This is a genomic window from Kitasatospora sp. NPDC087314 (genome assembly GCF_044744365.1).
Classification (GTDB): domain Bacteria; phylum Actinomycetota; class Actinomycetes; order Streptomycetales; family Streptomycetaceae; genus Kitasatospora.
Genome location: NZ_JBIUYE010000004.1, coordinates 387960 through 411652, shown reverse-complemented (window position 1 = coordinate 411652; position 23693 = coordinate 387960). Strand labels below are relative to the sequence as shown.

The following is a 23693-nucleotide window of genomic DNA, read 5'->3' as shown; positions in this document are numbered from 1 at the left end:
TTCACGGCAAACTGGTCTAGACCTCAAAGGAGGTCTAGACCAGAAATCCGGCTAGAACGGTGGACCAGTATGGAAATCGTGATCGTCCCTGACGCCTCAGCGGCCGGCGAACTCATCGCCGCGGCGATCACCGATCTGCTGTCCGGCAAGCCCGAGGCCCTGCTCGGCGTGGCGACCGGCTCGACCCCGCTGCCGATCTACCAGGCCCTCGCCGAGCGGGTCCGCGACGGCCGGCTCGACGCCTCCCGGGCGCGCATCTGCCAGCTCGACGAGTACGTCGGCCTGCCCGCCGGCCACCCCGAGTCCTACCGCTCGGTGGTGCTGCGCGAGGTCGTCGAGCCGCTCGGCCTGACCGAGGACTCCTTCCTGGGCCCCGACGGAAACGCGACGGACATCGCCGCGGCGGCCGCCGCCTACGACCGCGCGCTGGCCGCGGCCGGCGGCGTCGACCTCCAGCTGCTCGGCATCGGCACCGACGGCCACATCGGCTTCAACGAGCCCTGCTCCTCGCTGGCCTCCCGCACCCGGATCAAGACGCTCACCCGGCAGACCCGCGAGGACAACGCCCGGTTCTTCGACAGCCTCGACGAGGTCCCGCACCACGTCATCACCCAGGGCATCGGGACCATCCTGGAGGCGCGGCACCTGGTGCTGCTCGCCACCGGCGAGGCCAAGGCCGAGGCCGTCGCCCTCGCCGTCGAGGGGCCGCTGTCCGCCGCCGTCCCCGCCTCGGCGCTGCAGCTCCACCCGCACGCCACCGTGGTGGTCGACGAGGCCGCCGCCGCCGGCCTCGAGCTCGCCGACTACTTCCGCGACACCTACGCCGCCAAGCCGGCCTGGCAGGGTCTCTGAGGTCCCCCGGGCCGGTACCGGAAGCGGTCGCCTCCGGTACCGGCCCGGATGACGTCCCGGCCCCACCCCGACGGTCAGCGCCTGCGGAGCCAGTCGGCGAAGTCCGCCAGGGCGGGGCCGGGGTCACGACGGCCGACGCCGATCCGGAAGCGGTCGGCGGGGGTGGGCGTCAGCTCGGAGCGGTACATGCTCGCGGGCAGCAGCAGGACGCCCGCCTGCTCGACCAGCGCGGTGCAGAAGTCCTCCACCCCGTCCGCCCCGAGGTAGCGCGGGTAGGCGACGCAGCCGCCGTCCGGGGCGCGCCACTCGAAGAGGTCGGCGAACTCGGCGAAGAACGCGTCGAACTGCGGCAGGTTCTCCGCGATGATCGCGCGGTTGCGCGCCAGGATCCGCTCGCGGGCGTTGATCGCGATCCGGGCCAGCACCTCGCTCGGCGCCGAGTTGCAGATCGTGGTGTAGTGCTTGGCCCGCTCCAGCCGGGAGCGCAACTCCCGGTCGCGGCAGGCGATCCAGCCGATCCGCAGGCCGGGCAGGCCGAGCGACTTCGAGGTGACGTTGAGCGAGAGGGCACGCTCGGAGAGGTCGGCGGCCTGCGGCAGGGCGCGGGCCGGATCGCGCTCCAGGCCGCGGTAGACCTCGTCCGAGAAGAGCCGGATGCCGCGTTCCTCGCACAGCTCCACCAGGCGCCTGAAGTCGGCGGCGTCGATCACCTTACCGGTCGGGTTGTTGGGGAAGTTCACCGACAGCACCCGGGTGTTCGGGCGCAGCGCGGCCGTCACCGCGTCGAGGTCGAGCGCCCAGTCGTCCCGCTCGTCCAGGGCGACGCCGGTGACCTCGCAGAGCGAGAGCGGGATGGTCTCGGCGGACTGGTAGTTGGGGGTCACCACCACGGCGTGGTCACCCCGGTCGAGGAGCACCTGCATGGCGAGGTTGAGCCCCTCCTGGGCGCCGCCGAAGCAGATCACGTCGTCGGCGTCGACCTCCTGGTACATCCCCGCGATGGCGCGGCGCAGCGCCGGGTCCCCGTAGCTCTCGGTGTAGCCGAGCGCGAGCCCGTCCCAGGCCTGCCGGTCCTCGGGGCCGGCCAGGGCGAGGAGTTCGGCCATCGTCATGGTCTGGGCGTCGGAGGCGGTGAGGTGGTGTCGGGCGGTGAACTCCCAGCGCGAGAAGTAGGTTTCGAGCCGGAAGTCGGGGAGCATGGTCATTTCTCGTCCTCGTTCTGGTGCGCGTTCCGGCGGGCGGGGGCCTGCTTGAGCTCGGCGAGCAGGGTGTAGACGGTCGAGCGGGAGATCCGCAGCGCGGTGGCGACGGCGGGAGCGGCGCGGCGGACGGCGAACACCCCGGCCTGGTCGAGTTCGCGCAGCACGGCGAGCCGGTCCTCGCGGCCGAAGCGTTCGAGCGGGCGGCCGTGCGCGCGGACGTAGCCGCCGATCACGTCGTTCATCCGCTCGGTCCAGTCGCGCTCGAAGAGCGGTTCGGGGCGGGGCGCGGTGGGCGCGGCGAAGCCCGCCAGCAGGGCGGCGGCCTGCTCCAGCGGGCCGCGGTCGAGGTTGACGCACAGCACCGCCGAGGGCCGTCCGGCGTCGTCGCGCAGCACGGCGCTGACGGAGGAGAGCCGGCGCCCGTCGGGCAGCAGCTTCTCGTAGGGGCCGTAGACGCCGGGGGCGGAGGGGTCGAGGGCGTCGAGTTCGCCGAGCATCGACGGGTCGCCGGGGGCCCGGGGGGTCATCGGGTTCCAGACGGCCAGCACCCGGTCGGCGGCGGCGTCGTGCAGCACCACCTCGGCGTACGGCCCGAGCAGCAGGGCCACGGCGCGGCAGGCCGGTCCCCAGGTCCGGACCCGCGGGTCGGGGGTTTCGGTGGTCATGACTGGACTGTACGTCCAGTCCGGACTATTCGTCCAGACGCTGGACCGGCGAAGGCCCCGCCGGCTCCTTGAGTTCCTGGGTTCCATGGGCCGGGCGGGGCCTTCGGTGCGCGGGGGCGATCAGTGGCAGGTGATCAGCATGCCGAGGACGGCGGTGCAGCTGCGGGTGTCCCGGCTGGTGGCCGGGGACGGGTCGGCGGGCGCACCGGCGGTGCGGGCCACGGTGACGTCGAAGCTGCGGATCAGGCTGAGCAGGCCGACCGAGATCGAGAAGTGCCGGGTGGTGCTCGCGCCCTTGGCCAGCGGCGCGGCGAGCGTGCAGGTGAGCTTGCCGCCCGCGATCGCGCAGTCACCGGAGGTCGCCGCCAGCCCGGCCGGGAGGTCGGCGGAGACGGTGGCCGCGGTCACCGTCTCGAGGCCCTGGCCGGTCAGCGTGACGGTGTAGTCGACCCGGCCGCTCAGCAGGTTGCTCACCGGCATGGCGGTGAGGGCGACGCCGAGGTGGGCGCTGGGGGCCGTGTAGGTGAAGCGGTCGGCGGCGACGGCGGCACTGGTGCCGCCGGGCGTGGTGACCTGGACGTCCACCGGCCCGGTCACCGTGGTGGCGGGGGCCGTGGCGGTGCAGCTGGTCTTCGTGCAGCTGAACGCCGTGGCGACCCCGGCCGCGCCGAAGGTCACGGCGGTGGCGCCGTTCAGGTCGGTGCCGGTGACGGTCACCGTGGTGCCGCCGGTCCCGGAGCCGCCGGACGGGCTGATCGCGGCGACGGCCGGGACGGGCAGCGGGAACTTCAGTACGTCGACGGCGTTGCCGGTGAAGTCGGCGAGGTAGCCGCGCCGGCCGTCGCCGGTGACCGCCAGGGTGTACGGGCTGGCGCCGACCGGGACGGTCGCGGTGACCGTCCTACTGGCGGTGTCCACCACGCTGACCGTGTTGTCGGCGTAGTTGGAGACGTACGCGGCGCTGCCGTCCGGGGCGAGCGCGACGGCGTACGGTCCGGAGCCGACGGCGACGGTGCCGACCAGCGTGTTGCCGGTGGTGTCGACGACGCTGGCGGTGCCGTCGTCGGCGTCGGCCGCCCAGAGCCGGGTGCCGTCCGGGCTGAGCGCGAGGCCGAAGACGCTGTGGCCGACGGGAACGGTGGCGCTCACCGTGCTGCTCACGGTGTCGACGACGCTCACCGCCTTGGCACCGGTGGCCGCGACGTAGAGCCGCTTGCCGTCCGCCGAGAGGGCCAGCCCGTGCGGCTCGACACCGACCGGGACGGTGGCGGTCACGGTGTTGGTGGCGGTGTCCAGCACGCTCACGGTGTCGGCCCCGGCGTTGCCGACGTAAGCGCGCGAACCGTCCGCGGAGAGCGCGAGGCCCCACGGCTGGGCGCCGACCGGGACGGTGGCGGTCACGGTGTTGCTCGCGGTGTCGACGACGCTGACGGCGCCGTCGAGGTGGTGGGTCAGGTAGGCACGGTGCCCGTCGGGCGAGAGGGCGACCGCGTAGGAGCCGGTGCCGGCGGTGAAGGTGGCGGCCACCGTGTTGCTCGTGGTGTCCAGCACGCTCACCGCGCCGCTGCTCTGGCTGGTCACGTAGGCCCGGGTGCCGTCCGGCGTGAGCGCCAGGCCCGCCGGGTAGGGCGCCACCGGCACGTGGGCCGTGACGGTCGGCGGCGGGGTGACGGCCTCGGCGGTGGCGGGCTGGGACAGCAGTGCGGCCGTGGCCGCGGCTATCGCGGTCACGGCCGTCCAGGTGCGCCCAGGTGCACGACGTGTTCTCACGGGTCTCTCCAGGATGGTCGGTCAAGGGATGCAACGCCGGTCGCTCCGACCCCCTGCGGATCCGGAGCCGCACGAAGCGTAGAAGCCGGTATGACCTTCCGTCAGGAGCTGATCGGTAATGTCGTCAACTGTTCAGATTCGACCGGGATTCGGCCGTGGCGACCCCCGGTCGCCCCGTCCGTCCCGGCGCCCGCCGCCGGCCGTGAGCGCCCGGGAGCCTGCCGAGGGGGCACCCGGGGGCCTCCGGGGTGCGTGCAGATAATTGGAGTTGTGGAGTCGTATTCGATAGCGTTTCGAACGTGAGGCTGACCAAGAGCACCGACATCGCCCTGCGGATCGCCATGCGGCTGGCCGTACTGGGCGAGGACGCCAACCCGACCACCCGCGAGGTGGCCGAGGCGGTCGGTGTGCCCTACACCCACGCGGCGAAGGTGGTCAGCCGGCTGCAGCACCTCGGGGTGGTGGAGGCCCGGCGCGGGCGCGGCGGCGGACTGCTGCTCACCTTCGCCGGTCGGACCGGCTCGCTCGGACTGCTCCTGCGCGAGCTGGAGGGGGTCGGCGACGTGGTCGGCTGCGAGGACGACCCGCCGTGCCCGCTGCGGGCCGCGTGCCGCCTGCGCGGTGCGCTGCGGACCGCCCAGGAGGCCTTCTTCGCCGCGCTCGACCCGCTCAGCATCGACGACCTGGTGGCCTCCCCCACCGGGCCGGTGCTGCTCGGCCTCACCATCCGCCCCGCGAACCGCTCCACCGGCTGAACCCCGCCCACCCCATCGGCCGACCCCGGCCGGGCCGCGCCTCCGCACGGCCTTTAATACGAATCTTATATACCAGTTAGGAGCCTGACTGATGCTGTCCGCCAAGTCCGCCGAGGTCGTCGAGGCCACCCTGCCCGTCGTGGGCGCCGCCATCGGGGACATCACCGCGCACTTCTACGACCGCCTGTTCGCCGCGCACCCGGAGCTGCTGCGCGACCTGTTCAACCGGGGCAACCAGGCCAACGGCGCCCAGCGGCAGGCGCTCGCCGGGTCGATAGCCGCCTTCGCGAGTGCGCTGATCGCCCACCCCGACCAGCGGCCCGACGCGATGCTCGCCCGGATCGCGCACAAGCACGTCTCCGTCGGCATCACCAACGACCAGTACCGGATCGTCCACGAGCACCTCTTCGCCGCCATCGTCGAGGTGCTCGGCGAGGCCGTCACCCCCGAGGTCGCGGCCGCCTGGGACGAGGTGTACTGGCTGCTGGCCAACGCGCTCGTCGCCATCGAGGACCGGCTGCGCGCCGAGGCCGCCGCCGGCGGCGACCCGGCCGACCTCTGGCGCCCCTACACCGTCGTCGCCCGCTACCAGGAGACGGACGGCGTCACCACCTTCCTGGTCCGCCCGGCCGACGGCGGCCCCGCCCCGGCCTCCCGCCCCGGCCAGTACGTCTCGGTGCGCACCCGCCTGGCCGACGGCGCCCGGCAGATCCGCCAGTACAGCCTCTCCGGCAGTGCCGACGGCGCGCTGCGCTTCACCGTCAAGCGCGAGCCCGGCGGCGAGGTCTCCGCCCACCTGCACGACCACCTGCACACCGGCGACACCGTCGAACTCGCGCCCCCGCTCGGCGACATCGCCCTCGCCGACGGCGACGGGCCGGTGCTGCTCGCCTCGGCCGGCATCGGCAACACCCCGATGACCGCGATGCTCGACCACCTCGCCGCCTCCGGCTCCCTCCGGACCGTCGTCTCGGTGCACGGCGACCGCGACCAGCTCACCCACGCCTTCCGCGCCGACCTCGCCCAGCTCACCGCCAAACTGCCGAACGCCACCGCCCATGTCTTCTACGAGCGGCCGCTCGGCGACTGGCCCGCCGAGCGCACCGGGCTGGTGGACCTGTCCACCGTCGACGTCCCGGCCGGCACCACCGCCTACCTGTGCGGGCCGCTGCCCTTCCTGCGTGCCGTCCGCGAGCAGCTCCTCACGGCGGGCGTCCCGGCGGCGGACATCCACTACGAGGTGTTCGGCCCGGACCTCTGGCTCGCCTGAGCTCCCACGCGGGCTCACCCGAGATCCCGCGCCCGCCGCGGCCCGCTCGGTACGATCGCCAGCGGGCCGACGGCGGCGTCGGACGAAGGGAGGGCCGATGCGGGTCGCGCTGTTCGCCACCTGCGTCAACGACGCGCTGTTCCCCGCCACGGCGGTCGCGACCGTCCGGCTGCTGGAACGCCTCGGCGTGGACGTGGACTTCCCCGCCGGGCAGACCTGCTGCGGGCAGCCGCAGTACAACACCGGCTACCGGCAGGCCTGCGAACCGCTGGTCCGGCGCACCGCGCGGGCCTTCGCCGGGTACGAGCACGTGGTGACGCCCTCCGGCTCCTGCGTCGCGATGGTCCGGGACAACTACCCCCGGATCGGCGCCCGGGCCGCCGCCGACGGCCGGGGCGCCGAACTCGCCGAGGCCGCCGACGCCTTGGCGCCCCGGGTCCACGAACTGACCGAATTCCTCACCGACGTGCTCGGCGTCGAGGACGTCGGCGCGTACTTCCCGCGCACCGTCACCTACCACCCGTCCTGCCACGGCCTGCGCGTGCTCGGCCTCGGCGAGCGGCCGCTGCGGCTGCTGCGCGCCGTCCGGGGGCTGGAGCTGGTCGAGCTGCCCGGCGCCGAGGAGTGCTGCGGCTTCGGCGGCACCTTCGCGGTCAAGAACGCGGCGGTCTCGGCGGCCATGGCCGAGGACAAGCTCGCCCACGCGCTCGGCACCGGCGCCGAAGTCCTGTGCGGCGCCGACAACTCCTGTCTGCTGCACCTCGGCACCACCCTGCACCGCCGGGGCGAGGCGCTGCGCCCGCTGCACCTCGCGGAGATCCTCGCCAGCACCGAGCAGCACCCGTGGAGGCCCTCGTGACCGGCACCTTCCTCGGCCTGCCCGCCTTCCCGCAGGCCGCCGCGGCCGCCGTCCGGGACGGGCGGCTGCGCGCCAACCTGCGGCACGCCACCCACACCATCCGGGACAAACGGGCCCGCGCCGTCGCCGAACTCGACGACTGGGCCGAGCTGCGCGCCGCCGGCAAGGCGATCAAGGACCACACCCTGCGCCATCTCGACCGCTACCTCGTCCAGTTGGAGGAGGCGGTCGCCTCCGCCGGCGGCGCCGTGCACTGGGCGGCCGACGCCGAGGAGGCCAACCGGATCGTCGCCGACCTGGTCCACGCCACCGGCGAGACGGAGGTCGTCAAGGTCAAGTCGATGGCCACCCAGGAGATCGGGCTCAACGAGGCACTCGCCGCCGAGGGGATCACCGCCTACGAGACCGATCTCGCCGAGCTGATCGTCCAGTTGGGCGACGACCGGCCCTCGCACATCCTGGTGCCCGCGATCCACCGCAACCGCGCCGAGATCCGGGAGATCTTCGCCGAGCGGATGGCCGCCTGGGGCCGCCCCGCGCCCGGGGACCTCACCGACTCCCCCGCCGAGCTCGCCGAGGCCGCCCGGCTGCACCTGCGGGAGAAGTTCCTGCGCGCCCGGGTCGCCGTCTCCGGCGCCAACTTCATGGTCGCCGAGACCGGCACCCTGGTGGTCGTCGAGTCCGAGGGCAACGGCCGGATGTGCCTCACCCTGCCGCGCACCCTGATCTCCGTGGTCGGGATCGAGAAGGTCGTGCCCACCTGGCGGGACCTGGAGGTCTTCCTGCAACTGCTCCCCCGCTCCTCCACCGCCGAGCGGATGAACCCGTACACCTCGCTGTGGACGGGGCCGGGGCCGTCGAAGGGGGCCGACGGTGACGGCCCGTCCGCGTTCCACCTCGTGCTGCTCGACAACGGGCGCACCGCCGCGCTCGCCGACCAGGTCGGCCGCCAGGCGCTGCGCTGCATCCGCTGCTCGGCCTGCCTCAACGTGTGCCCGGTGTACGAGCGAGCCGGCGGCCACGCGTACGGCTCGGTCTACCCGGGCCCGATCGGCGCCATCCTGACGCCCCAACTGCGCGGCACCACAAGCCCGGTGGACGCCTCGCTGCCGTACGCCTCCTCGCTCTGCGGGGCCTGCTACGAGGTGTGCCCGGTGGCGATCGACATCCCCGAGGTGCTGGTGCACCTGCGCGAGCGGGTCGCCGAGCAGGGCGGGCACCCGCTGGAGCGGGCCGCGATCGCCGCCGCCGGGTACCTGTTCGACCACCCGGCGGCGCTCGCGGCCGCCGAACGGCTGGCCGGGCGTACCCGCGCCCTGCACCCGCGCCGGCTGCCCGGCCCCGGCCGGGCCTGGACCGGCACCCGGGACCTCCCGCAGGTGCCCGCCGAACCGTTCCGCGACTGGTGGCGGAGGAACCGCTCATGACCGCACGGGAGTCGATCCTCGCCCGGATCCGCGCCGCCCTCGCCGACCCCGCCCCGGCACCGGAACAGCCGATTCCCCGGGACTACCTGCGTACCCACAGCCCCGACGATCCGGCGGCGCTGCTCGATCTGCTGCACCACAACCTGGCCGACTACCGGGCCCGCGTCCACCGCTGCACCGAGGCCGAACTCCCCGGCGCCCTGGCCGGGTTGCTGACCGAACGCGGCAGCCGTACGGTCGCCGTGCCGCCCGGCCTGCCGCCCGCCTGGCTCGGCGCCGCCACCGTCACGGCCGTCCCGGACGACGGCACGCTCACCGCCGCCCGGCTCGACACCGTGGACAGCGTCGTCACCGGCTGCGCGCTCGCGATCGCCGAGACCGGGACGATCGTGCTGGACGGCGGACCTGGCCAGGGGCGGCGGCTGCTCAGCCTCGTCCCGGACCACCACCTGTGCGTCGTCCGGGCCCCCGGGCAGGTCGTCGCCTCCGTGCCGCTCGCCCTGCCCCGGCTCGACCCGGCCCGCCCGCAGACCTGGATCTCCGGGCCCTCCGCGACCAGCGACATCGAACTCGACCGGGTCGAGGGCGTGCACGGCCCGCGCACCCTGGAGGTCCTGCTGGTCGAGGGCTGACCGGCGGCCGCCGTGGCGTCACCGGACCGGACGCGCGCGAACGGCTCACCGCGGGCGCAGCTCCAGCGTGCAGCACTTGGCCCCGCCGCCGCCCTTCAGCAGTTCCGAGACGTCCACCGGGACGGGCTCGTAGCCGTGCTCGGCGAGCCGCCCGGCCAGGTTCTTCGCCGCCTCGGGCAGCAGCACCCGGCGGCCGTCCGAGACCGCGTTGAGGCCGAAGACCTCGGCGTCGGCCCGGTCGGCGAGGATCGCGTCCGGGTACAGGGTGCGCAGCACGGCCCGGCTGTCGGCGTCGAAGGCCTCCGGGTAGTACATGACGTGGTCGTCGGCGAGCACCGCCAGCGCCGTGTCCAGGTGGTAGAAGCGCGGGTCGACCAGGGTCAGGGTCACCACCGGGACGCCGAACACCTCGCCCGCCTCGGCGTGCGCGGCCCGGGAGGTGCGGAAGCCCGTCCCGGCGAGCACCCGGCGGCCGGCCACCAGGTGGTCGCCCTCGCCCTCGTTGACGTGCCCGGCGCGGCGCACCTCCCGGTAGCCGTGCGCCCGGAACCAGGCCTGGTAGGCCTCGGATTCGGCGGCCCGCTCCGGGTAGCGGAAGGTGGCGACCAGCGCCCGGCCGTCCAGCACGGTCGCGCCGTTGGCGGCGTACACCATGTCGGGCAGGCCGGGCACCGGGTCGATCAGCTCGACGGTGTGGCCGAGGCGGCGGTAGAGCCAGTACAGCCGCTCCCACTGGCGGACGGCGAGCGCGGTGTCGGTGGGCTGCGCCGGGTCCATCCACGGGTTGATCGCGTAGTCCACGGTGAAGTGGGTCGGTCGGCACATCAGGTAGCGCCGCGGCCGGGCGGTGCGCTCCGGGGTCTGCGTGGGCATTGCTCAACCGTCCTCGGTTGCGGGGGAGTTCAGGGGTTCCGTTCCACTTCGGCTGCCCCGTCGATGCCGTTCGCACACCCGCGCGGGCGCCCCCGGCGGGCGCAGGCCCCCGCGCACCCGGCGCGGGCACCGGCGCACGCGTGCCCGGGTGTCACCAGCGGACCGCGCCGAAGTCCACCGACGCGGGCCGCCGACCCCGGCAGCGGTCGGCGAGCGCCCGCAGCCGTACCGCCGCCTCCCCGGCGGGCATCCGGCGCCGCTCGCCGTGGCCGGGGAGCAGCCACTCGAAGCACAGCGTGCCCAGGCTGCGGTCCAGCGAGGCGGAGAGTTCCTCGATCGAGTACCAGGTGACGGTGTCGTACACCTCCAGGTCCCCGGTGGTGCGGGACCAGTACAGGGTGTCGCCGGTGAAGCAGTAGCGCTCGTCGGCCAGGTACAGCACGCTGCCACGGGTGTGGCCGGGGAAGGGGTGGGCGGTGACGCCCGGGGCGATCTCCACCGGGTCGACGCCGCGCAGCACCCGGTCGGCGTCGGGCGCGGCCTCCAGGTCGCCCTCGTGGATCCAGAGCCGGGCGCCGAACCGCTCGGCGTACGCCCGGCCGTGCGCGGCGTGGTCACGGTGCGTCAGCAGGACGTCGGTGACCGGGCCGAGCGCCTCGTAGCGGGCGGCCAGCGGCTCGGCGTAGCGGGGCGTGTCGACCATCAACCAGCCCGTGGCGCGGCGCAGCAGGTAGGAGTTGGCCCCCGCGGTGTGGCGGGAGTTGTGGCCGAGCAGCAGCAGGCCGTCGTCGAGGGCGAGCGGGAAGGGGTCGGTGGCCGGGTCGAGCGGGCCGGTGCCCGGGCGGATGGAGCGGGTGGGGCAGGCGTGGGCGGCGGCGAGCAGGCTGCGGTGCTCGGCCTCGTCACGCGGCTGGCGGACCAGCTCGGAGCGGCCGGCGTGCTCGCGGATCAGCCCGGGCGCGAGCTGCCGGGCCACGTCGCAGTTGGTGCAGCGGTCGTCGACGGACCACTGTCCGGGCATGCCGGAGGTCGGGTTCATAGCCATGGATGTCTTCCCCCTGGAAGGACGGCGGCCGCGTCGGCCGCACCCTTCGAGGATCGTCCGGGCGGGCCCAAAAGCGGAAGGGGGCGGGGATCTTGTGGTTTCCGGGGCCCGGCGCTCTACGCGTCGGGCGGGGCACGTGGCCCATCTCACGTGCCCCCGAGGGCACCTACGGTGGCGTAGGTCACTTGAATAGGTGAACTATCTCCTTCATGCCGAACCTCCAGGAGACCCTTGACCTCAGTTCGTATGCCGCCCTCGGCGACAGCTTCACCGAGGGTCTGAACGACCCCGGCGCCGACGGCGCCTTCGCCGGCTGGGCCGACCGCCTGGCCGGACTGCTCGCCGACGGACGACCGCCGGGCGGGTTCCGCTACGCCAACCTCGCGGTGCGCGGCCGGCTGCTGGACCAGATCGCGGCCGAGCAGGTGCCGCAGGTCCGCCGGCTCCAGCCCGACCTGGTCACCTTCTGTGCCGGCGGGAACGACATCCTGCGGCCCGGCAGCGACCCGGACGAGGTCGCCGAGCGCTTCGAGGCCGCGATCGTCCAACTCACCGAGTCCACCGGGACGGTGCTGATCTGCACCGGCTTCGACACCCGCGACGTGCCGCTGTTCAAGCACCTGCGCGGCAAGATCGCCACCTACAACGGGCACATGCGGGCGGTCGCCGACCGCAACGGCTGCAAGGTCGCCGACCTCTGGTCGCTGCGCGCCGTCCAGGACCGCCGAGCCTGGAGCGAGGACCGGCTGCACCTGTCCCCCGAAGGCCACCAGCGGGTCGCCCTGCTGGCCGCCCGCTCGCTGGGGCTGCGCACCGAGCAGGACCCGGAGGCGCCCTGGCCGGCCACTCCGGAGCTGTCCGCCGCCGACCAGCGGCGCGAGAACCTCCAGTGGGCCCGCGAGTACCTGCTGCCCTGGGTCGGCCGACGGCTGCGCGGGGAGTCCTCGGGCGACCACGTCGAGGCCAAGCGCCCCGACCTGATGCCGCTCTGACGATTCGTCAGACCTCCTCGGGTGCTGCGATCCGGGTGATCCGTGTGGTCCGCACGGCCCACGCGGTCCGCAGCGCCCGGTGCACCAGCGCGGCGAACGCGGCGCCGACCAGGTACCAGAGCAGGTCCGGCGGATTGAACGTCGACCCGAGCACCAGCCGGACCAGCCCGCTGCGCCGCCCCAACGCGTCGGGCACCCCGGTGAGTTGGAACAGCTCCACCACCCAGCTCAGTCCCGCCGCCACCACGGCCGCCCGCACCGGCCGCACCCCGGGCGCGACCGACACCACCAACGCGTACACCAGCACCGTGTAGAGCGCGTCCCCGGCGTACTTCGCGACGTCCCCGCCCAGCACGGCCCGTGCCCCCAGCCCGGCCGCCACCGTCACCCCGGCCGCCGCCAGTGCCACCACCCGCCACCGCAGGCTCCCCCGAAGATCATCCACACGCCCCACCCTACGGGCCGGCCGGCGCATTCCGGACACGTCCTCCCCGCCTCACCCGGCGACCCGGCGGCGGTGACGGGGCCCCGACCGAGCTGCCCTCCGCCGCGGGCTCTGTCAGGATGGGCGTCTGCCACCTCGGGCGGCGCGAAAGGACGGCGGTGCGGTGGAGCTCGACCCGAAGAGACTGCTGATCCTGCGCCAGATCGCCGACGCCGGCAGCGTGGCGGGCGCCTCGCGCGCGCTGGGCCACACCCCGTCCGCGATCTCCCAGCAGCTGGGCCGCCTGGAACGCGAGGTCGGCGTCCCGCTGGTGGACCGCACCGGCGGGCGGGCCGAACTCACCGCCGCCGGGCGCCTGCTGGCCGGCCACGGCGACCGGATCGGCCAAGCGCTCCAGGATGCCGCCCGCGACCTGCGCGCGCTCGGCGGCGCCGCCGCCGGCCCGGTCGCCATCGGCCTGCCGCCGCCCGCCATCACCTTCTTCGCCACGACCGCCGTCCACGTCCTCGCCCGCACCCACCCCGACCTCGCCCCCCGCCTGGTGGAGAGCGGCCGCCAGGACGGACTGCGCGCGCTGCGGCTGGGCGAACTGGACCTGCTGGTCATCGAGGACGACCAGCAGGAACCGACCCCGCTGCCGAACGGCGTGGAGGCGAGCGTCATGGTCGAGGACGCCTACCGCCTGGTCGTCCCGCACGACTGGCCCGCGCCCACCGACGCCGCCCAGCTGTCCGCGCGCCCCTGGATCGGCGCCCCGGCCGGCTCGCCCCGGCAGCTGGCCTTCCAGCGCCTGGCCGCCGAGCACGGCATCGTGCCCTCGGTCGAGCACACCGCCCGCTACCGCTTCGCCGTCTACAGCATGCTCGCCGCCCGCCTGGGCGCCGCGATCCTGCCCGCCCACGCGGCCGCCCTGATCGGCCCGGGCGCCGGCACCGTCACCACCCTGCCGGTGCCCGGCACCTACCTGGTGCGCCTGCTGCGCCGCACCGGTCCGTGGGGGGCGCCCCCGGCGGTGCGGGCGGCGGCCGAGGCGCTGCAGAGCGCGCTGCTGATGACGAGTGAGCGGCTGGCGGCCCAGGGGCTGACCGAGGGCGAGCCACGCGTGAACGGGCACCTGGTCGACCCCAGCGAGCAGGCCGCACCCGACGGGCAGGGCCCGCCCACCGCGACGCCGTAAGCGTTGCTGAACGCCGGGAGTGAGCTGTGCTTTCTGGTGCCTCGCGCAGCCCTCTGCCAGCGTGACCGGGTGACCACGATCGCGGACGCGCCGCCTCCTGTCCCCGAGGACCGCAGGCCCTCCACCGTTCCTGAGGACCACCGGCCCTCCAGTGCCCCCGGCGGCACCCCCGCCGTCGCCCCGGCCGCTGGAGCGGGCCGGGCCGAGCGGCTGCGCGAGCGGGCGCGCCGCGCCACGCGCCCGCTCCAATGCGTGGCCTGGGCCGCCGTCCTGGTCGGCGCGGCGACCACGGCCTTCGCGCCATGGGGATCGACCACCTGGTACGACGGCTGGATCGGCGCGGCCGCCGCGGCCGCGCTCGCGGCACTGGCCGCACCGGCGCGCCTGCTTCTGCGCCGGCGCCCGCGCCCCGGCGCCGCACTCCTCGCCCTGTTCAGAGGCACCCTGCTCGCCCTGATGCTCTGCGTCTTCGCCGGCTGCTTCGCCTTCGCCCTCAGCGGCTGGTCCCACGAGCGCGACCTCGACCACGCCGCCACGCTGCGGGTGACGGCCACCGTCACCGGCTGTCGGTCCACCGGCGACTCCAGCACCGCGTGCACCTACCACTGGTCGGCGGGCGAGCGCGAGTACAGCACCAGCGAGGGCGCGGACGACCGGTGGCCCGACGGGCACCGGGTGAGCGTACGGATCGATCCCGCGCACCCGCAGCGGGCGCCCGTGGTCGGCGGCGCCTACTGGGCGCTGTGGATCGCGGTTGCCGTGGGCGGGCTCGGTACCCCGTGCGCGCTGTGCGTCTGGTGGCTCCTGGAAGCCCCCACGGACGACTGACCCCGGACGCCGCCCTAGGGCGTGTTTGCAAAGTCCCGCCTGGTCCGACGCGACTTTGCAAACACGCGCTATGCGCCCCCGGACACCCGGTCAGGTACCGCGCGCCCGGTCAGTGCCCGGTCGGCGTGGAGGCGGCCACGTCCGCGACGCTGTTCCGAGGCCATGAGACCCCCTCAGCGGGCACCGCCGTCCGCGCCGGCGGCCGCAGGAAGCACCCCGCGCCGCAGGAACCGACGTCAGGCGCCGGACGTCACTCCCCCTGCAGGCCGTTCGCGCAGGTCGTGGGCGGGTGGGAGCCGGAAGGGACGGGCGGGGAGCGGTGACACAGGTGATCGGCGCGGTGGACGGGGCCGTGGTGGACAGGGCCGTGACGGACGCGGACAGGGCGGACTCGAACGGGGTGGGGCCGCAGGGCCACCGGGCCTTCGCGGTGGCCGGGTTCGCCTCGGGGCAGGACGGACGCGCGCGGGAGCGTGGGAAGGCCTTGCGCCGGCGGGTGCCGCGGGAGCGGCATGCCGAGTTCGCACCCGCGGCGGGGCGGCCGACGGCCGTGGAGGCGATCGAGGCCTCCAACGCGGGCCGGATCGCCGAGCTGGTGCCGATCCGAGTGGGACGGATGGCCGCCACGCCGTTCGCGTTCCTGCGCGGTTCGGCCGGGCTGATGGCCGCCGATCTGATGGGCACACCGGACACCGGGGTGGGCGCCCAGCTGTGCGGGGACGCGCACGCCGCCAACTTCGGCCTGTACGGGGACGCCCGCGGCCGGCTGGTGATGGACATCAACGACTTCGACGAGACCGTGCCCGGCCCCTGGGAGTGGGACCTCAAGCGGCTGGCCGCGAGCCTGGTGCTGGCCGGCCGCGAGACCGGGGCCGACGAGGCCACCGTCCGGGAGGCCGCCGAGCACGCGGCCGGCTCCTACCGCCGGACCATGCGCACGCTCGCCAAGCTGCCCGCGCTGGACGCCTGGAACGCCGTCGCGGACGAGCAGTTGGTCTCCTTCACCGAGGCGCACGACCTGGCCGAGGTGCTGCAGAAGGTCGGCGCGAAGGCGCTGGGCAACACGAGCGCCAGGTTCGCCGCCCGCAGCACCGCCCGCACGGCGGACGGCGGCCTGCGGTTCACGGCCGCTCCCCCGGTGCTCACCGAGGTGACCGACGCGACCGCGCGGGCCGTCGCGGAGTCGCTCGGCCCGTACGTGGCGACGGTGCCCGCCGAGGTGCGCACCCTGCTGTCCCGCTACCGGGTGCAGGACGTGGCGTTCCGGGTGGTGGGCACGGGCAGCGTCGGCACCCGCTCGTACGTGGTGCTGCTCACCGACCACCGGGACCAGCCGCTGGTGCTCCAGGTGAAGGAGGCCCGCCCGTCGGCGCTGCTGCCCTACCTGGAGCGCGCCGGCCACCCGGTGGCCGGGCAGGACGGCCACGAGGGCCGCCGGGTGGTGCTCGGGCAGAAGCACATGCAGGTGGTCAGCGACACCCTGCTGGGTTGGACGACGGTGGACGGACTGCCCTACCAGGTACGGCAGTTCCGCAACCGCAAGGGCAGCGTCGACCCGGCCGCGCTGCTGCCGGGCCAACTGGACGACTACGCCCGGATCACCGGCGCCCTGCTGGCCCGGGCGCACGCGCACACCGTCGACCCCGGCCTGCTGGCCGGCTACTGCGGCAAGAGCGAGGAACTGGACGAGGCGGTCGCCGCCTTCGCGGTCGCGTACGCGGACCGGACCGAGGCCGACCACGCCGACCTGGTCGCGGCGGTGCGCGGCGGCCGCCTGCCGGCCGAGCACGGGGTCTGAGTCACACGGTCTGGACCACCGGGGTCCGCGCCGGCGAGGTCCGCATCAGCGCGGACTGCGTCAGCGCGCCAGGAACGGCGCCACCGCGGCGACGTACTCGGCGGGCCGGGCACTGTGCACCAGGTGCCCGGCCTCGATGGTGACCAGCTGGCAGTCCGGGATCAGCCGGGCGAGTTCGGCCAGCCGCTCCTGCGGGATGTGGCTGGCCGAACCGCCCGCGACCAGCAGGGTGCGGGCGGTGATCCTCGACATCCCCTCCCGCCAGGCCGGGTCGGGGGTGTCGATCTGCGCCTTGACCGCCTTCACCACGGCCCAGTCGAAGTGCACCGGCTCGTCCGGCGCGTCCGGCACCGCACTGGCCGGGCGCGAGTACGGCGCCGGGATGTCCTCCAGGACCAGGCGGTCGATCCGTTCCGGCCGGGCCTGGGCGACCAGGTAGCCGACCGCGCCGCCCATCGAGTGGCCGACCAGGTCGACCCGGGCCAGGCCGAGCGCGTCGAGGAAGGCGAGCACGTCGTCGCGCATCTCCTCCAGGCCGTACGGGGTGGTGCGGCCGCTGTCGCCGTGGCCGCGCAGGTCGAGCGCGTACACGTGGTGCCCTGGCGCGAGGGCGGGCAGGACGGCGTCCCAGTCGGTGGCGCGCTCGCCGAGGGCGTGCAGCAGCACCAGCGGCGGACCGTCCACCGGGCCGCTCTCGCGGTAGGCGATCGTCAGCTCGGGCAGTTCCACGGTCCGGATCTCGGTCATGCTCGTCACCGTACGCGCCGACCGGCCGTCACCGGACGGGTGTTCGCCCACGGCTCACCGCGACCGGCTCGCCCGCCGTGTCGCGGGCCGCCGCCCGGCCGGCGAGCACCGAGGCCAGGACGGCGAGGGCGGCGACCGCCGCGCACACCGCGCTGGTGGCCAGGTAGGCGGAGCGGTGGCCGCCGCCCCCGGCCGTCTGCCGCAGGTACACCCCGGACAGCGCCGAGACCGAGACCGCCGCCGCGATCCGCTGCGCCATCTGCAGGATCGCCCCGCTCACCCCGGCCGCCTCGGCGGGCGCGTGGCGCAGCACGTACGCCTGGTTCGTGGCGCCCATCAGGCCGATCGAGGCACCGCCGCACAGTTGCAGCAGCGCCAGCAGCCAGGGCAGGACGGCGGCGGGCGCCCAGTGCGCGACCAGTCCGCTCGCCAGCATGACCAGGGCGGAGCCGGTCATGCCCGCGGTGACGGTGCGTCGGCCGAAGCGCTGCACCACCCGCCAGGCCAGCGCGGAGGCGACGCCCATGGCCAGCGCCGAGGGCAGTGCGACCAGCGCCGCGCCCATCGGGGAGAGCCCGAGGCCGTCCTGGAGGAACATGGTGAGCACCAGTCCGGCGGCGAGCGAGGAACCGAACTGCGCCATCGCGGTCGCGGTGCCGAGCGCGTACGGCGCGGAGCGGGTGAGCGCCGGGTGAATCAGGGGGTGGCCGCCGACGCGGGCGTAGCGGCGCTGCCACCAGGCGAGCGCGCCGAGCAGCAGGACGGCGGCGGCCGTGCAGGCCAGCCAGCCGGTCCAGCCGGGCGGTTGGACGAACGGCAGCATCAGGGCGAGGGTGAGCGCGGCGACCAGCAGCAGGCCGACCGGGTCGAGGTCGGCGTGCCGGGCGCTCGGGCGGGGCCTTGGCAGGTGACGCACCGCCAGCGCGACGGTGGCCAGGCCGAACGGCACGTTCAGCAGGAAGGTCAGCCGCCAGCCGTGCTCCGGGCCGACGGCCGCCAGGACCGCGCCGCCGATCGGCGGGCCGAGCGCGAAGGCCAGCCCGCCGGTGACGGCGTACATGCCGAGGGCGCGGGCCCGCAGCTGGCCGTCGAAGACGTCCTGGAGGGTGCCGATCATCTGTGAGTTGACCAGTCCGGCGCCGACGCCCTGGAGCAGCCGGGCGGCGATCAGCACCCCGGGCGTGGCGGCGGTCGCGCAGACCAGGCTGACCAGGGTGAACAGGGCGAGGCCGGTGACGAAGAACCACTTGCGGCCCCGGACGTCGCCGAGCCGGCCGCCGGGGATCAGCGCGAGGCCGAAGGCGAGCGAGTAGCCGGCGACGATCCACTGCAGGTGGGCGGGCTGGGCGTGCAGGCTCTCGCGCAGCGCCGGGATGGAGGTGTTGAGGACGGACTGGTCGAGCAGCGTGGTGAAGCCGCCGGCGACGCAGACCAGCAGGACGCGGCGCCCGGCGGCGTCGAAGCGCTCGCGGGGCGCGGCGGCTGTCCGGGCCTTCGAAGACCTCACGGTTCGACCACCACCAGCGCGTAGCGGGCCTCGTCCGGGCCCGGGGCGCGGAAGCGGCTGGTCCCGGAGACGTAGCGCAGGCAGTCGCCGGGGCCGAGCAGGTGCGGCTCACCGTCGACGGTCAGCTCCAACGTCCCCTGGAACACCCAGAGGTGGTGTTCCAGGTCCGCCACGCAGGGGCGGTCGTAGGCGATGTCGGCGCCGGCTGGCAGGCGGCCCTCGACGATCTCGGCGCGCAGCGAGCCGTGCGGCGGGGAGACCGACCGGCGGACGAAGCCGGTGGCCTCGTCGCGCCAGACCCGCTGGTCCTCGGCCCGCACCAGCCGGGCCGGCGCCGACTCGACCTCGGCGAGCAGCCTGGACATGGTCCGTCCGTACACGGCGCAGAGCCGTCCGAGCAGCGCGGCGGTCGGGCTGACCTCGGCGCGTTCGACCCGCGACAGCGTGGACCGGCTGATGTCCGCCAGCCGGGCCAACTCCTCCAGCGTCCAGCCCCGTTCCACCCGCAACTCGGCGAGCCGGTTGGCGAGCCGCTCGTCGGCGGCCGTCTCGATTCCCATATTCGCGATGCTATCCCGGATATGAGATCGCTTCCGGGGCCCGGAGCGCGTATCGGTGGAATGACCGATGTGCGGCGGGCGGGGGCGCGGCCATAGTCCTCGGGAGATCACTCGCGGGTGGCCGTGCGGTGCGCCCGGTTTTCGAAAGGACCTTCTGTGGACGCGTATGCGGATCTGGTGTTCGTCGGTGGGAGGGTGGTCACGGTCGATGCGGAGTTCACCGTCGCCTCGGCCCTGGCGGTGACCGGCGGGGTCATCAGCGCCGTCGGCGGGCGCGACGACGTCGCGCCGCTCGTCGGGCCCGCCACCCGCGTCGTCGACCTGCGCGGGGCGACGCTGCTTCCCGGCATCAACGACTCGCATCTGCACGGATGCGCCTTCGGCATGGCGACGCCGCCGCTCTCCCTCGACCTCGGCCACCCGGCCGTGTCCTCGCTGGCGGACGTGGTCGCGGCGGTGGCGGAGGCCGTCGGGCGGGTTCCGGGCGGACAGTGGATCACGGGGCACGGCTGGGACACCGGTTACCTCGACGAGTGCGTCGCCGATCCGTCGCGGTCGCCCTCGCGGCGCGACCTCGACGCCGTGAGCCCGGACCACCCCGTCGTCCTGTACTCCTTCTCCGGGCACGCCACCTGGGTCAACTCCAAGGCCCTGGAACTCATCGGGATCGACCGGCAGACCGTCGCGCCGCCCGGCGGGGCCATCGTCGTGGACGAGGCCGGGGAGCCGACCGGGCTGCTCCACGAGGGGGCGCAGGCCCTCGTCCAGAACGCGCTGCCGCCGCTCGGCCGGCAGGAGCGGACCGACGCGATCCGGTCGACCCTCGCCACGCTCGCCCGGCTCGGCGTGACCAGCTACACCGAGCCCGGGCTCGGCCCCGGCGGTGACGGCATCATGCGGGGCGCGCTCGGCGCGGAGACCCTCGACGTCTACCGCCGGCTGCTGGCCGACGGCGAACTGACCGCCCGCGTCGGCGTCCTGCTCCTGCCCACCGGAATGGCGAGCAGCGCCGACGAGTTCGCCCGCACCCTCGCCCTGCTCGACGAGTCCGGCGACGCCGATCCGCGCCGCCTCGCGATCCACGGGGTCAAGATCTTCGCCGACGGCATCGTCCCCAACCGGACGTCCTGGATGCACGAGCCGTACGTCGGCGGCGGCTGCGGCTCGCTGTGCGTCGGCGGCGAGACCGACGCCGAGCGGATCGCCGAGATCGGGGCCATCATCCGGCACGCCCACGCCGCCGGGCACCAGTTGGGCGTCCACGTCACCGGCGACCGGGCCATCGACACCGTCGCGGACGCCTTCGCCGCGGCCATGGCCGAGCACCCGCGGCCGGACGCCCGCCACTACGTCATCCACGGCGACTTCCTCACCGCGCACAGCATGAAGGTGCTGGCCGCGCACGGCTTCGGCGTCAACATGAACCCCACCATCAAGTGGACTGTCGCCGACATGGAGGAGGAGTTCGTCGGCGCCGGACGGGCCGCGTACGCATGGCCCTACCGCGATGCCCTCGACGCCGGCGTGCGGGTCGCGAGCGGGTCCGACGCCCCCGTCACATACCCGGACTGGCGCCAGGGCGTCGCCACCATGATGCTGCGCGAGTCGAAGGCCGCCGGCCGGGTCAGCGGCCCCGAGCAGCGCATCGGCCTGGCCGAGGCGATCCGCACGTACACCGTCGACGCGGCCTGGCAGGACTTCGCCGACGACTGGAAGGGCTCCCTGGAGCCGGGCAAGGTCGCCGACCTCTGCGTGCTCGACGGGGACCTGCTCACCGCCGACCCCCACGACATCCCGCAGCTGCCCGTCGTCCTCACCGTCGTGGACGGACGGGTCGTGCACGACGCCCTGCGCGATTGACGTCTTCCGGGCACATGATCATCCTTGGATGATGGCAGCGGAGCGGAGCACGGCGGACATCCTGGACGCGGCCCTGCACGTCCGTGCGGCCGCCAGGAGCGCCACGAGCGGCGCGACCGGCGTCGACGCGGTCCTGGCGGCGCTGTCGGAGGTGGTGGAGTACGACCACGCCTCGCTGGCCCGGTGGGATCCGCTGCGTCGGCGCCACACCACGCTGGCCGGCAGCTACCCGGACGACGCCACGGCCTACATCGAGACCCGCCTCCACCACGATCCGGTGTTCCCCGTGCTCCGCAGCCCGGCCCGGGGCGGCCTCTGGCTCAGGGACGTCCCCGGGCAGCTCCTGGCGGTGTCCCCGGGATTCCAGCAGGTGCTGTCGCCCCTCGGCATCGAGGACGGCGTGGCCCAGTGCCTGTTCGCCGCCGACGGCCGGTACGTCGGCATGCTGAACGTCAGCACCCGCCGACCGCGGCGCTCGTCCGATCCGGCGCGCGCCGTGGTCACCCTGCTCACCGAGTCCCTCGCGGCGGCCGTCGCCCCTCACCCGGGGCCGCCGCCCGAGGAGGTCGCCGCCGCAGGCCCCGCCGAGCCCGCCGAGCCCGCCGAGCCCGCCCGGCGGCCTGGCGGGCTCTCCCCACGGGAGCTCCAGGTACTGGCCGAACTGACCGCCGGCCGCACCAACCGGGAGATCGCCGAGCGGCTGTACATCACGCCGCGCACGGTCGGGACCCACATCGAGCACATCCTCGCCAAGCTCGACCTCCCCAACCGCGCGGCCGCCGCCGCCCGAGCGGCCGCCTGGGGCATCGAACCCGCCCGCTGACGCGCGCCCGGCGGCGCACGACGCTCGGACCACGGGCGCACCGCACCCGCCCCACCGGATCCCGCCCCACCCCAGAGGGCCTTCGGCGACCGTCTGACGGACCGCATTCGGGCAGGTCACAGGCCCGGTCGGCGCAGCCGGACCGGGGTTGACGGTGACCCCTCCTTCCACCACCCTTCCACTAATCGAATAGTGAAAGGGTACTTTGCCAGTGCGCTTGTTCCCCCCGTCACGCCGACCCGCCGCCCTGGCCTGGAGCCTGGCCGCGGGATTCGCCGCGCTCTACACCTGTGTCGCCGTCAACCGGCACCGACGCGGCCTGACCAAGGCCTACGACCTGGGCATCTTCGAGCAGGCCATCCGCGCCTACGCGCACGGCCAGGCGCCGATCGTGCCGCTCAAGGGGCCCGGATACCACCTGCTCGGGGACCACTTCCACCCGCTGATCGCCGTACTCGCCCCGGCCTACCGGGTGTTTCCGAGTCCGGTCACCCTGCTGGTCGCGCAGGCGCTGCTCATGGCGCTGGCGGTCGTACCGCTCACCCGGTGGGCGCACGAGGTGGGCGGGCCGCGAGTCGCGCTGGTGATCGGGTGCGTCACCGGGGCGTCCTGGGGCATCGTCCGGGCCGCCGGTGACGACTTCCACGAGATCGCCTTCGCCGTCCCACTGTTGGCCTTCGCGGCCACCGCACTCGGCCGGCGCCGCCACCTGACCGCTGCGCTGTGGTCGCTGCCGCTGCTCCTGGTGAAGGAGGACCTCGGCCTGACCGTGGCCGCCGTCGGCCTGCTGATCGCCTGGCAGTCGCGGCAGGACCGGCGCAGCCCGCTGCCGGGACTCGCGCTCGCGGGCGTCGGGGTCACGGCCACCACGCTCACCATGCTCGTGGTGCTGCCCTCGTTCAACCCGCACGGCGGCTTCGACTACTGGCAGCAACTCGACGGCGGCGGGCAGCCCTCCGCCTGGTCGCTGGCGGCCCGGATCGGCTGGCCCCCGGTCAAGTGGCTGCTGCTGTTCCTGCTCGCCGCGACCGCCGGCTTCCTCGGGCTGCGCTCGCCGCTGATCCTGCTCTGCGCACCCACCCTGGCCTGGCGGCTGCTCTCCTCCAACCCGCACTACTGGGGTGTCAGTTACCACTACAGCGCGGTGCTGATGCCGCTCGTGATCGCGGCCCTGGTGGACGCCCTCACCCGCGCCCACCCGCGCCGGGCGCGGCGCGCGCTCACCGCCGCCGCCCTGGTGGCGGCCGTGACCGTGCCGGTCTATCCGCTGCACGAGGTGGTGATGCCCGAGGCGTGGCGCACCTCCCCCCGGCTCACCCACGTCCGGGCGGTGCTCGACTCGATACCCGACGGCGCGACCGTCGCCGCCTCCAACCGGCTCGCCGCGCAGCTGACCAGCCGGGACACCGTCACCCTGGTCTGCCAGGAGCCGACCGGGCCCGGGCCCGAGTGGGTGGTCGCCGACCGGACGGACCCGAGCGTGCAGGCCCCGTGCGCGGCGGCCGCCACCGCCCGGATGCTGACGGAGTACGAGCAACGCGGCTACCGGCGGGTCATCGACGCGGACGCCCTCCTGCTGCTGCGACGGCCCTGATCGTCCGCACCG

General features: G+C 74.7%; 22 protein-coding genes. 13 read left to right on the top strand and 9 right to left on the bottom strand.

Going from position 1 to position 23693, the window contains the following annotated elements; translation table 11 throughout:
• Nucleotides 1–69 precede the first annotated feature (69 nt).
• On the top strand, nt 70–852 hold the full coding sequence (locus ACIO5E_RS11065) for a glucosamine-6-phosphate deaminase (protein ID WP_400665963.1): 783 nt from the start codon (nt 70–72) through the stop codon (nt 850–852).
• Nucleotides 853–926: 74 nt separating this feature from the next.
• Here the strand turns inward: ACIO5E_RS11065 and ACIO5E_RS11060 are convergent, their stop codons facing one another.
• The 3 genes from ACIO5E_RS11060 to ACIO5E_RS11050 form a co-directional block, all read right to left on the bottom strand.
• Nucleotides 927–2057 carry an aminotransferase class I/II-fold pyridoxal phosphate-dependent enzyme gene (locus tag ACIO5E_RS11060; RefSeq protein WP_400665961.1) on the bottom strand — a complete coding sequence of 377 codons (1131 nt, stop codon included), beginning with the start codon at nt 2055–2057 and terminating at the stop codon, nt 927–929.
• Complete coding sequence (locus tag ACIO5E_RS11055; RefSeq protein ID WP_400665960.1) at nt 2054–2719, bottom strand: transcriptional regulator; 666 nt, start codon at nt 2717–2719, stop codon at nt 2054–2056. Before ACIO5E_RS11055 ends, ACIO5E_RS11060 begins: the two co-directional genes overlap by 4 nt.
• Nucleotides 2720–2839: 120 nt before the next feature.
• Entirely contained in the window at nt 2840–4489 is a 1650-nt protein-coding gene (locus ACIO5E_RS11050) for a beta-propeller fold lactonase family protein (RefSeq protein ID WP_400665959.1), read from the bottom strand.
• 299 nt (nt 4490–4788) lie between these two features.
• Between ACIO5E_RS11050 and ACIO5E_RS11045 the strand changes: the two genes are divergently transcribed.
• The 5 genes from ACIO5E_RS11045 (at nt 4789) to ACIO5E_RS11025 (ending at nt 9432) form a co-directional block, all read left to right on the top strand.
• Nucleotides 4789–5244 carry an RrF2 family transcriptional regulator gene (locus ACIO5E_RS11045; protein WP_400665957.1) on the top strand — a complete coding sequence of 152 codons (456 nt, stop codon included), beginning with the start codon at nt 4789–4791 and terminating at the stop codon, nt 5242–5244.
• Between the two features lie 91 nt (nt 5245–5335).
• Entirely contained in the window at nt 5336–6514 is a 1179-nt protein-coding gene (locus ACIO5E_RS11040; RefSeq protein ID WP_400665955.1) for a globin domain-containing protein, read from the top strand.
• Nucleotides 6515–6611: 97 nt separating this feature from the next.
• Nucleotides 6612–7373, top strand: a complete 762-nt coding sequence (locus tag ACIO5E_RS11035) for a (Fe-S)-binding protein (protein WP_400665953.1) — start codon at nt 6612–6614, stop codon at nt 7371–7373.
• Nucleotides 7370–8800, top strand: a complete 1431-nt coding sequence (locus tag ACIO5E_RS11030) for a lactate utilization protein B (protein WP_400665951.1) — start codon at nt 7370–7372, stop codon at nt 8798–8800. The genes ACIO5E_RS11035 and ACIO5E_RS11030 overlap by 4 nt, the downstream gene beginning before the upstream one ends.
• Nucleotides 8797–9432 carry a lactate utilization protein C gene (locus tag ACIO5E_RS11025; protein WP_400665949.1) on the top strand — a complete coding sequence of 212 codons (636 nt, stop codon included), beginning with the start codon at nt 8797–8799 and terminating at the stop codon, nt 9430–9432. Before ACIO5E_RS11030 ends, ACIO5E_RS11025 begins: the two co-directional genes overlap by 4 nt.
• Nucleotides 9433–9477: 45 nt before the next feature.
• Here ACIO5E_RS11025 and ddaH read toward each other — a convergent pair whose 3' ends face one another.
• Both ddaH and ACIO5E_RS11015 read right to left on the bottom strand, forming a co-directional pair.
• Entirely contained in the window at nt 9478–10305 is an 828-nt protein-coding gene (ddaH, locus tag ACIO5E_RS11020) for a dimethylargininase (protein ID WP_400665948.1), read from the bottom strand.
• Between the two features lie 151 nt (nt 10306–10456).
• Nucleotides 10457–11350: an MBL fold metallo-hydrolase gene (locus ACIO5E_RS11015; protein WP_400665946.1), complete on the bottom strand. Its 894-nt coding sequence runs from the start codon at nt 11348–11350 to the stop codon at nt 10457–10459.
• Nucleotides 11351–11559: 209 nt separating this feature from the next.
• On the opposite strand from ACIO5E_RS11015, the gene ACIO5E_RS11010 reads away from it, so the two are divergent.
• Complete coding sequence (locus ACIO5E_RS11010; RefSeq protein WP_400665944.1) at nt 11560–12342, top strand: SGNH/GDSL hydrolase family protein; 783 nt, start codon at nt 11560–11562, stop codon at nt 12340–12342.
• 7 nt (nt 12343–12349) lie between these two features.
• Here the strand turns inward: ACIO5E_RS11010 and ACIO5E_RS11005 are convergent, their stop codons facing one another.
• Nucleotides 12350–12817: a DUF2809 domain-containing protein gene (locus ACIO5E_RS11005; RefSeq protein WP_400666262.1), complete on the bottom strand. Its 468-nt coding sequence runs from the start codon at nt 12815–12817 to the stop codon at nt 12350–12352.
• Nucleotides 12818–12950: 133 nt separating this feature from the next.
• Between ACIO5E_RS11005 and ACIO5E_RS11000 the strand changes: the two genes are divergently transcribed.
• The 3 genes from ACIO5E_RS11000 (at nt 12951) to ACIO5E_RS10990 (ending at nt 16590) form a co-directional block, all read left to right on the top strand.
• A complete protein-coding gene (locus ACIO5E_RS11000) occupies nt 12951–13964 on the top strand; it encodes a LysR family transcriptional regulator (protein ID WP_400665942.1) in 1014 nt (337 codons plus the stop codon).
• Between the two features lie 69 nt (nt 13965–14033).
• A complete protein-coding gene (locus ACIO5E_RS10995; RefSeq protein ID WP_400665940.1) occupies nt 14034–14792 on the top strand; it encodes a DUF3592 domain-containing protein in 759 nt (252 codons plus the stop codon).
• 319 nt (nt 14793–15111) lie between these two features.
• Nucleotides 15112–16590, top strand: coding sequence for a DUF2252 domain-containing protein (locus ACIO5E_RS10990; protein WP_400665938.1), 1479 nt, complete (start codon nt 15112–15114; stop codon nt 16588–16590).
• A gap of 60 nt (nt 16591–16650) precedes the next feature.
• On the opposite strand, the gene ACIO5E_RS10985 is transcribed toward ACIO5E_RS10990, so the two are convergent.
• From ACIO5E_RS10985 to ACIO5E_RS10975, 3 genes are read right to left on the bottom strand one after another with little or no spacing between them, the layout of a single operon-like run.
• Nucleotides 16651–17337: an alpha/beta fold hydrolase gene (locus ACIO5E_RS10985; protein WP_400665936.1), complete on the bottom strand. Its 687-nt coding sequence runs from the start codon at nt 17335–17337 to the stop codon at nt 16651–16653.
• Between the two features lie 28 nt (nt 17338–17365).
• Nucleotides 17366–18844, bottom strand: a complete 1479-nt coding sequence (locus ACIO5E_RS10980; protein ID WP_400665934.1) for an MFS transporter — start codon at nt 18842–18844, stop codon at nt 17366–17368.
• Nucleotides 18841–19404, bottom strand: a complete 564-nt coding sequence (locus tag ACIO5E_RS10975; RefSeq protein WP_400665932.1) for a helix-turn-helix domain-containing protein — start codon at nt 19402–19404, stop codon at nt 18841–18843. The genes ACIO5E_RS10980 and ACIO5E_RS10975 overlap by 4 nt, the downstream gene beginning before the upstream one ends.
• 156 nt (nt 19405–19560) lie before the next feature.
• Here ACIO5E_RS10975 and ACIO5E_RS10970 point away from each other — a divergent pair, with 156 nt between their 5' ends.
• The 3 genes from ACIO5E_RS10970 to ACIO5E_RS10960 all read left to right on the top strand — a co-directional run bounded on the left by ACIO5E_RS10970 (nt 19561) and on the right by ACIO5E_RS10960 (nt 23681).
• Nucleotides 19561–21264: an amidohydrolase gene (locus ACIO5E_RS10970; RefSeq protein ID WP_400665930.1), complete on the top strand. Its 1704-nt coding sequence runs from the start codon at nt 19561–19563 to the stop codon at nt 21262–21264.
• Between the two features lie 31 nt (nt 21265–21295).
• The gene (locus tag ACIO5E_RS10965; protein ID WP_400665928.1) at nt 21296–22087 is read left to right on the top strand and encodes a response regulator transcription factor; all 792 of its coding nucleotides are present in this window, start codon (nt 21296–21298) and stop codon (nt 22085–22087) included.
• Between the two features lie 217 nt (nt 22088–22304).
• A complete protein-coding gene (locus ACIO5E_RS10960; protein ID WP_400665926.1) occupies nt 22305–23681 on the top strand; it encodes a DUF2079 domain-containing protein in 1377 nt (458 codons plus the stop codon).
• Nucleotides 23682–23693 lie beyond the last annotated feature (12 nt).

What these genes read in the sequence shown, in the direction of transcription:
- ACIO5E_RS11065 (WP_400665963.1), top strand. Translation starts at nt 70, where the DNA reads ATGGAAATCGTGATCGTCCCTGACGCCTCAGCGGCCGGCGAACTCATC.
- ACIO5E_RS11060 (WP_400665961.1), bottom strand. Translation starts at nt 2,057, where the DNA reads ATGACCATGCTCCCCGACTTCCGGCTCGAAACCTACTTCTCGCGCTGG.
- ACIO5E_RS11055 (WP_400665960.1), bottom strand. Translation starts at nt 2,719, where the DNA reads ATGACCACCGAAACCCCCGACCCGCGGGTCCGGACCTGGGGACCGGCC.
- ACIO5E_RS11040 (WP_400665955.1), top strand. Translation starts at nt 5,336, where the DNA reads ATGCTGTCCGCCAAGTCCGCCGAGGTCGTCGAGGCCACCCTGCCCGTC.
- ACIO5E_RS11035 (WP_400665953.1), top strand. Translation starts at nt 6,612, where the DNA reads ATGCGGGTCGCGCTGTTCGCCACCTGCGTCAACGACGCGCTGTTCCCC.
- ACIO5E_RS11025 (WP_400665949.1), top strand. Translation starts at nt 8,797, where the DNA reads ATGACCGCACGGGAGTCGATCCTCGCCCGGATCCGCGCCGCCCTCGCC.
- ddaH (WP_400665948.1), bottom strand. Translation starts at nt 10,305, where the DNA reads ATGCCCACGCAGACCCCGGAGCGCACCGCCCGGCCGCGGCGCTACCTG.
- ACIO5E_RS11015 (WP_400665946.1), bottom strand. Translation starts at nt 11,350, where the DNA reads ATGGCTATGAACCCGACCTCCGGCATGCCCGGACAGTGGTCCGTCGAC.
- ACIO5E_RS11010 (WP_400665944.1), top strand. Translation starts at nt 11,560, where the DNA reads ATGCCGAACCTCCAGGAGACCCTTGACCTCAGTTCGTATGCCGCCCTC.
- ACIO5E_RS11005 (WP_400666262.1), bottom strand. Translation starts at nt 12,817, where the DNA reads ATGCGCCGGCCGGCCCGTAGGGTGGGGCGTGTGGATGATCTTCGGGGG.
- ACIO5E_RS10985 (WP_400665936.1), bottom strand. Translation starts at nt 17,337, where the DNA reads ATGACCGAGATCCGGACCGTGGAACTGCCCGAGCTGACGATCGCCTAC.
- ACIO5E_RS10975 (WP_400665932.1), bottom strand. Translation starts at nt 19,404, where the DNA reads ATGGGAATCGAGACGGCCGCCGACGAGCGGCTCGCCAACCGGCTCGCC.
- ACIO5E_RS10965 (WP_400665928.1), top strand. Translation starts at nt 21,296, where the DNA reads ATGGCAGCGGAGCGGAGCACGGCGGACATCCTGGACGCGGCCCTGCAC.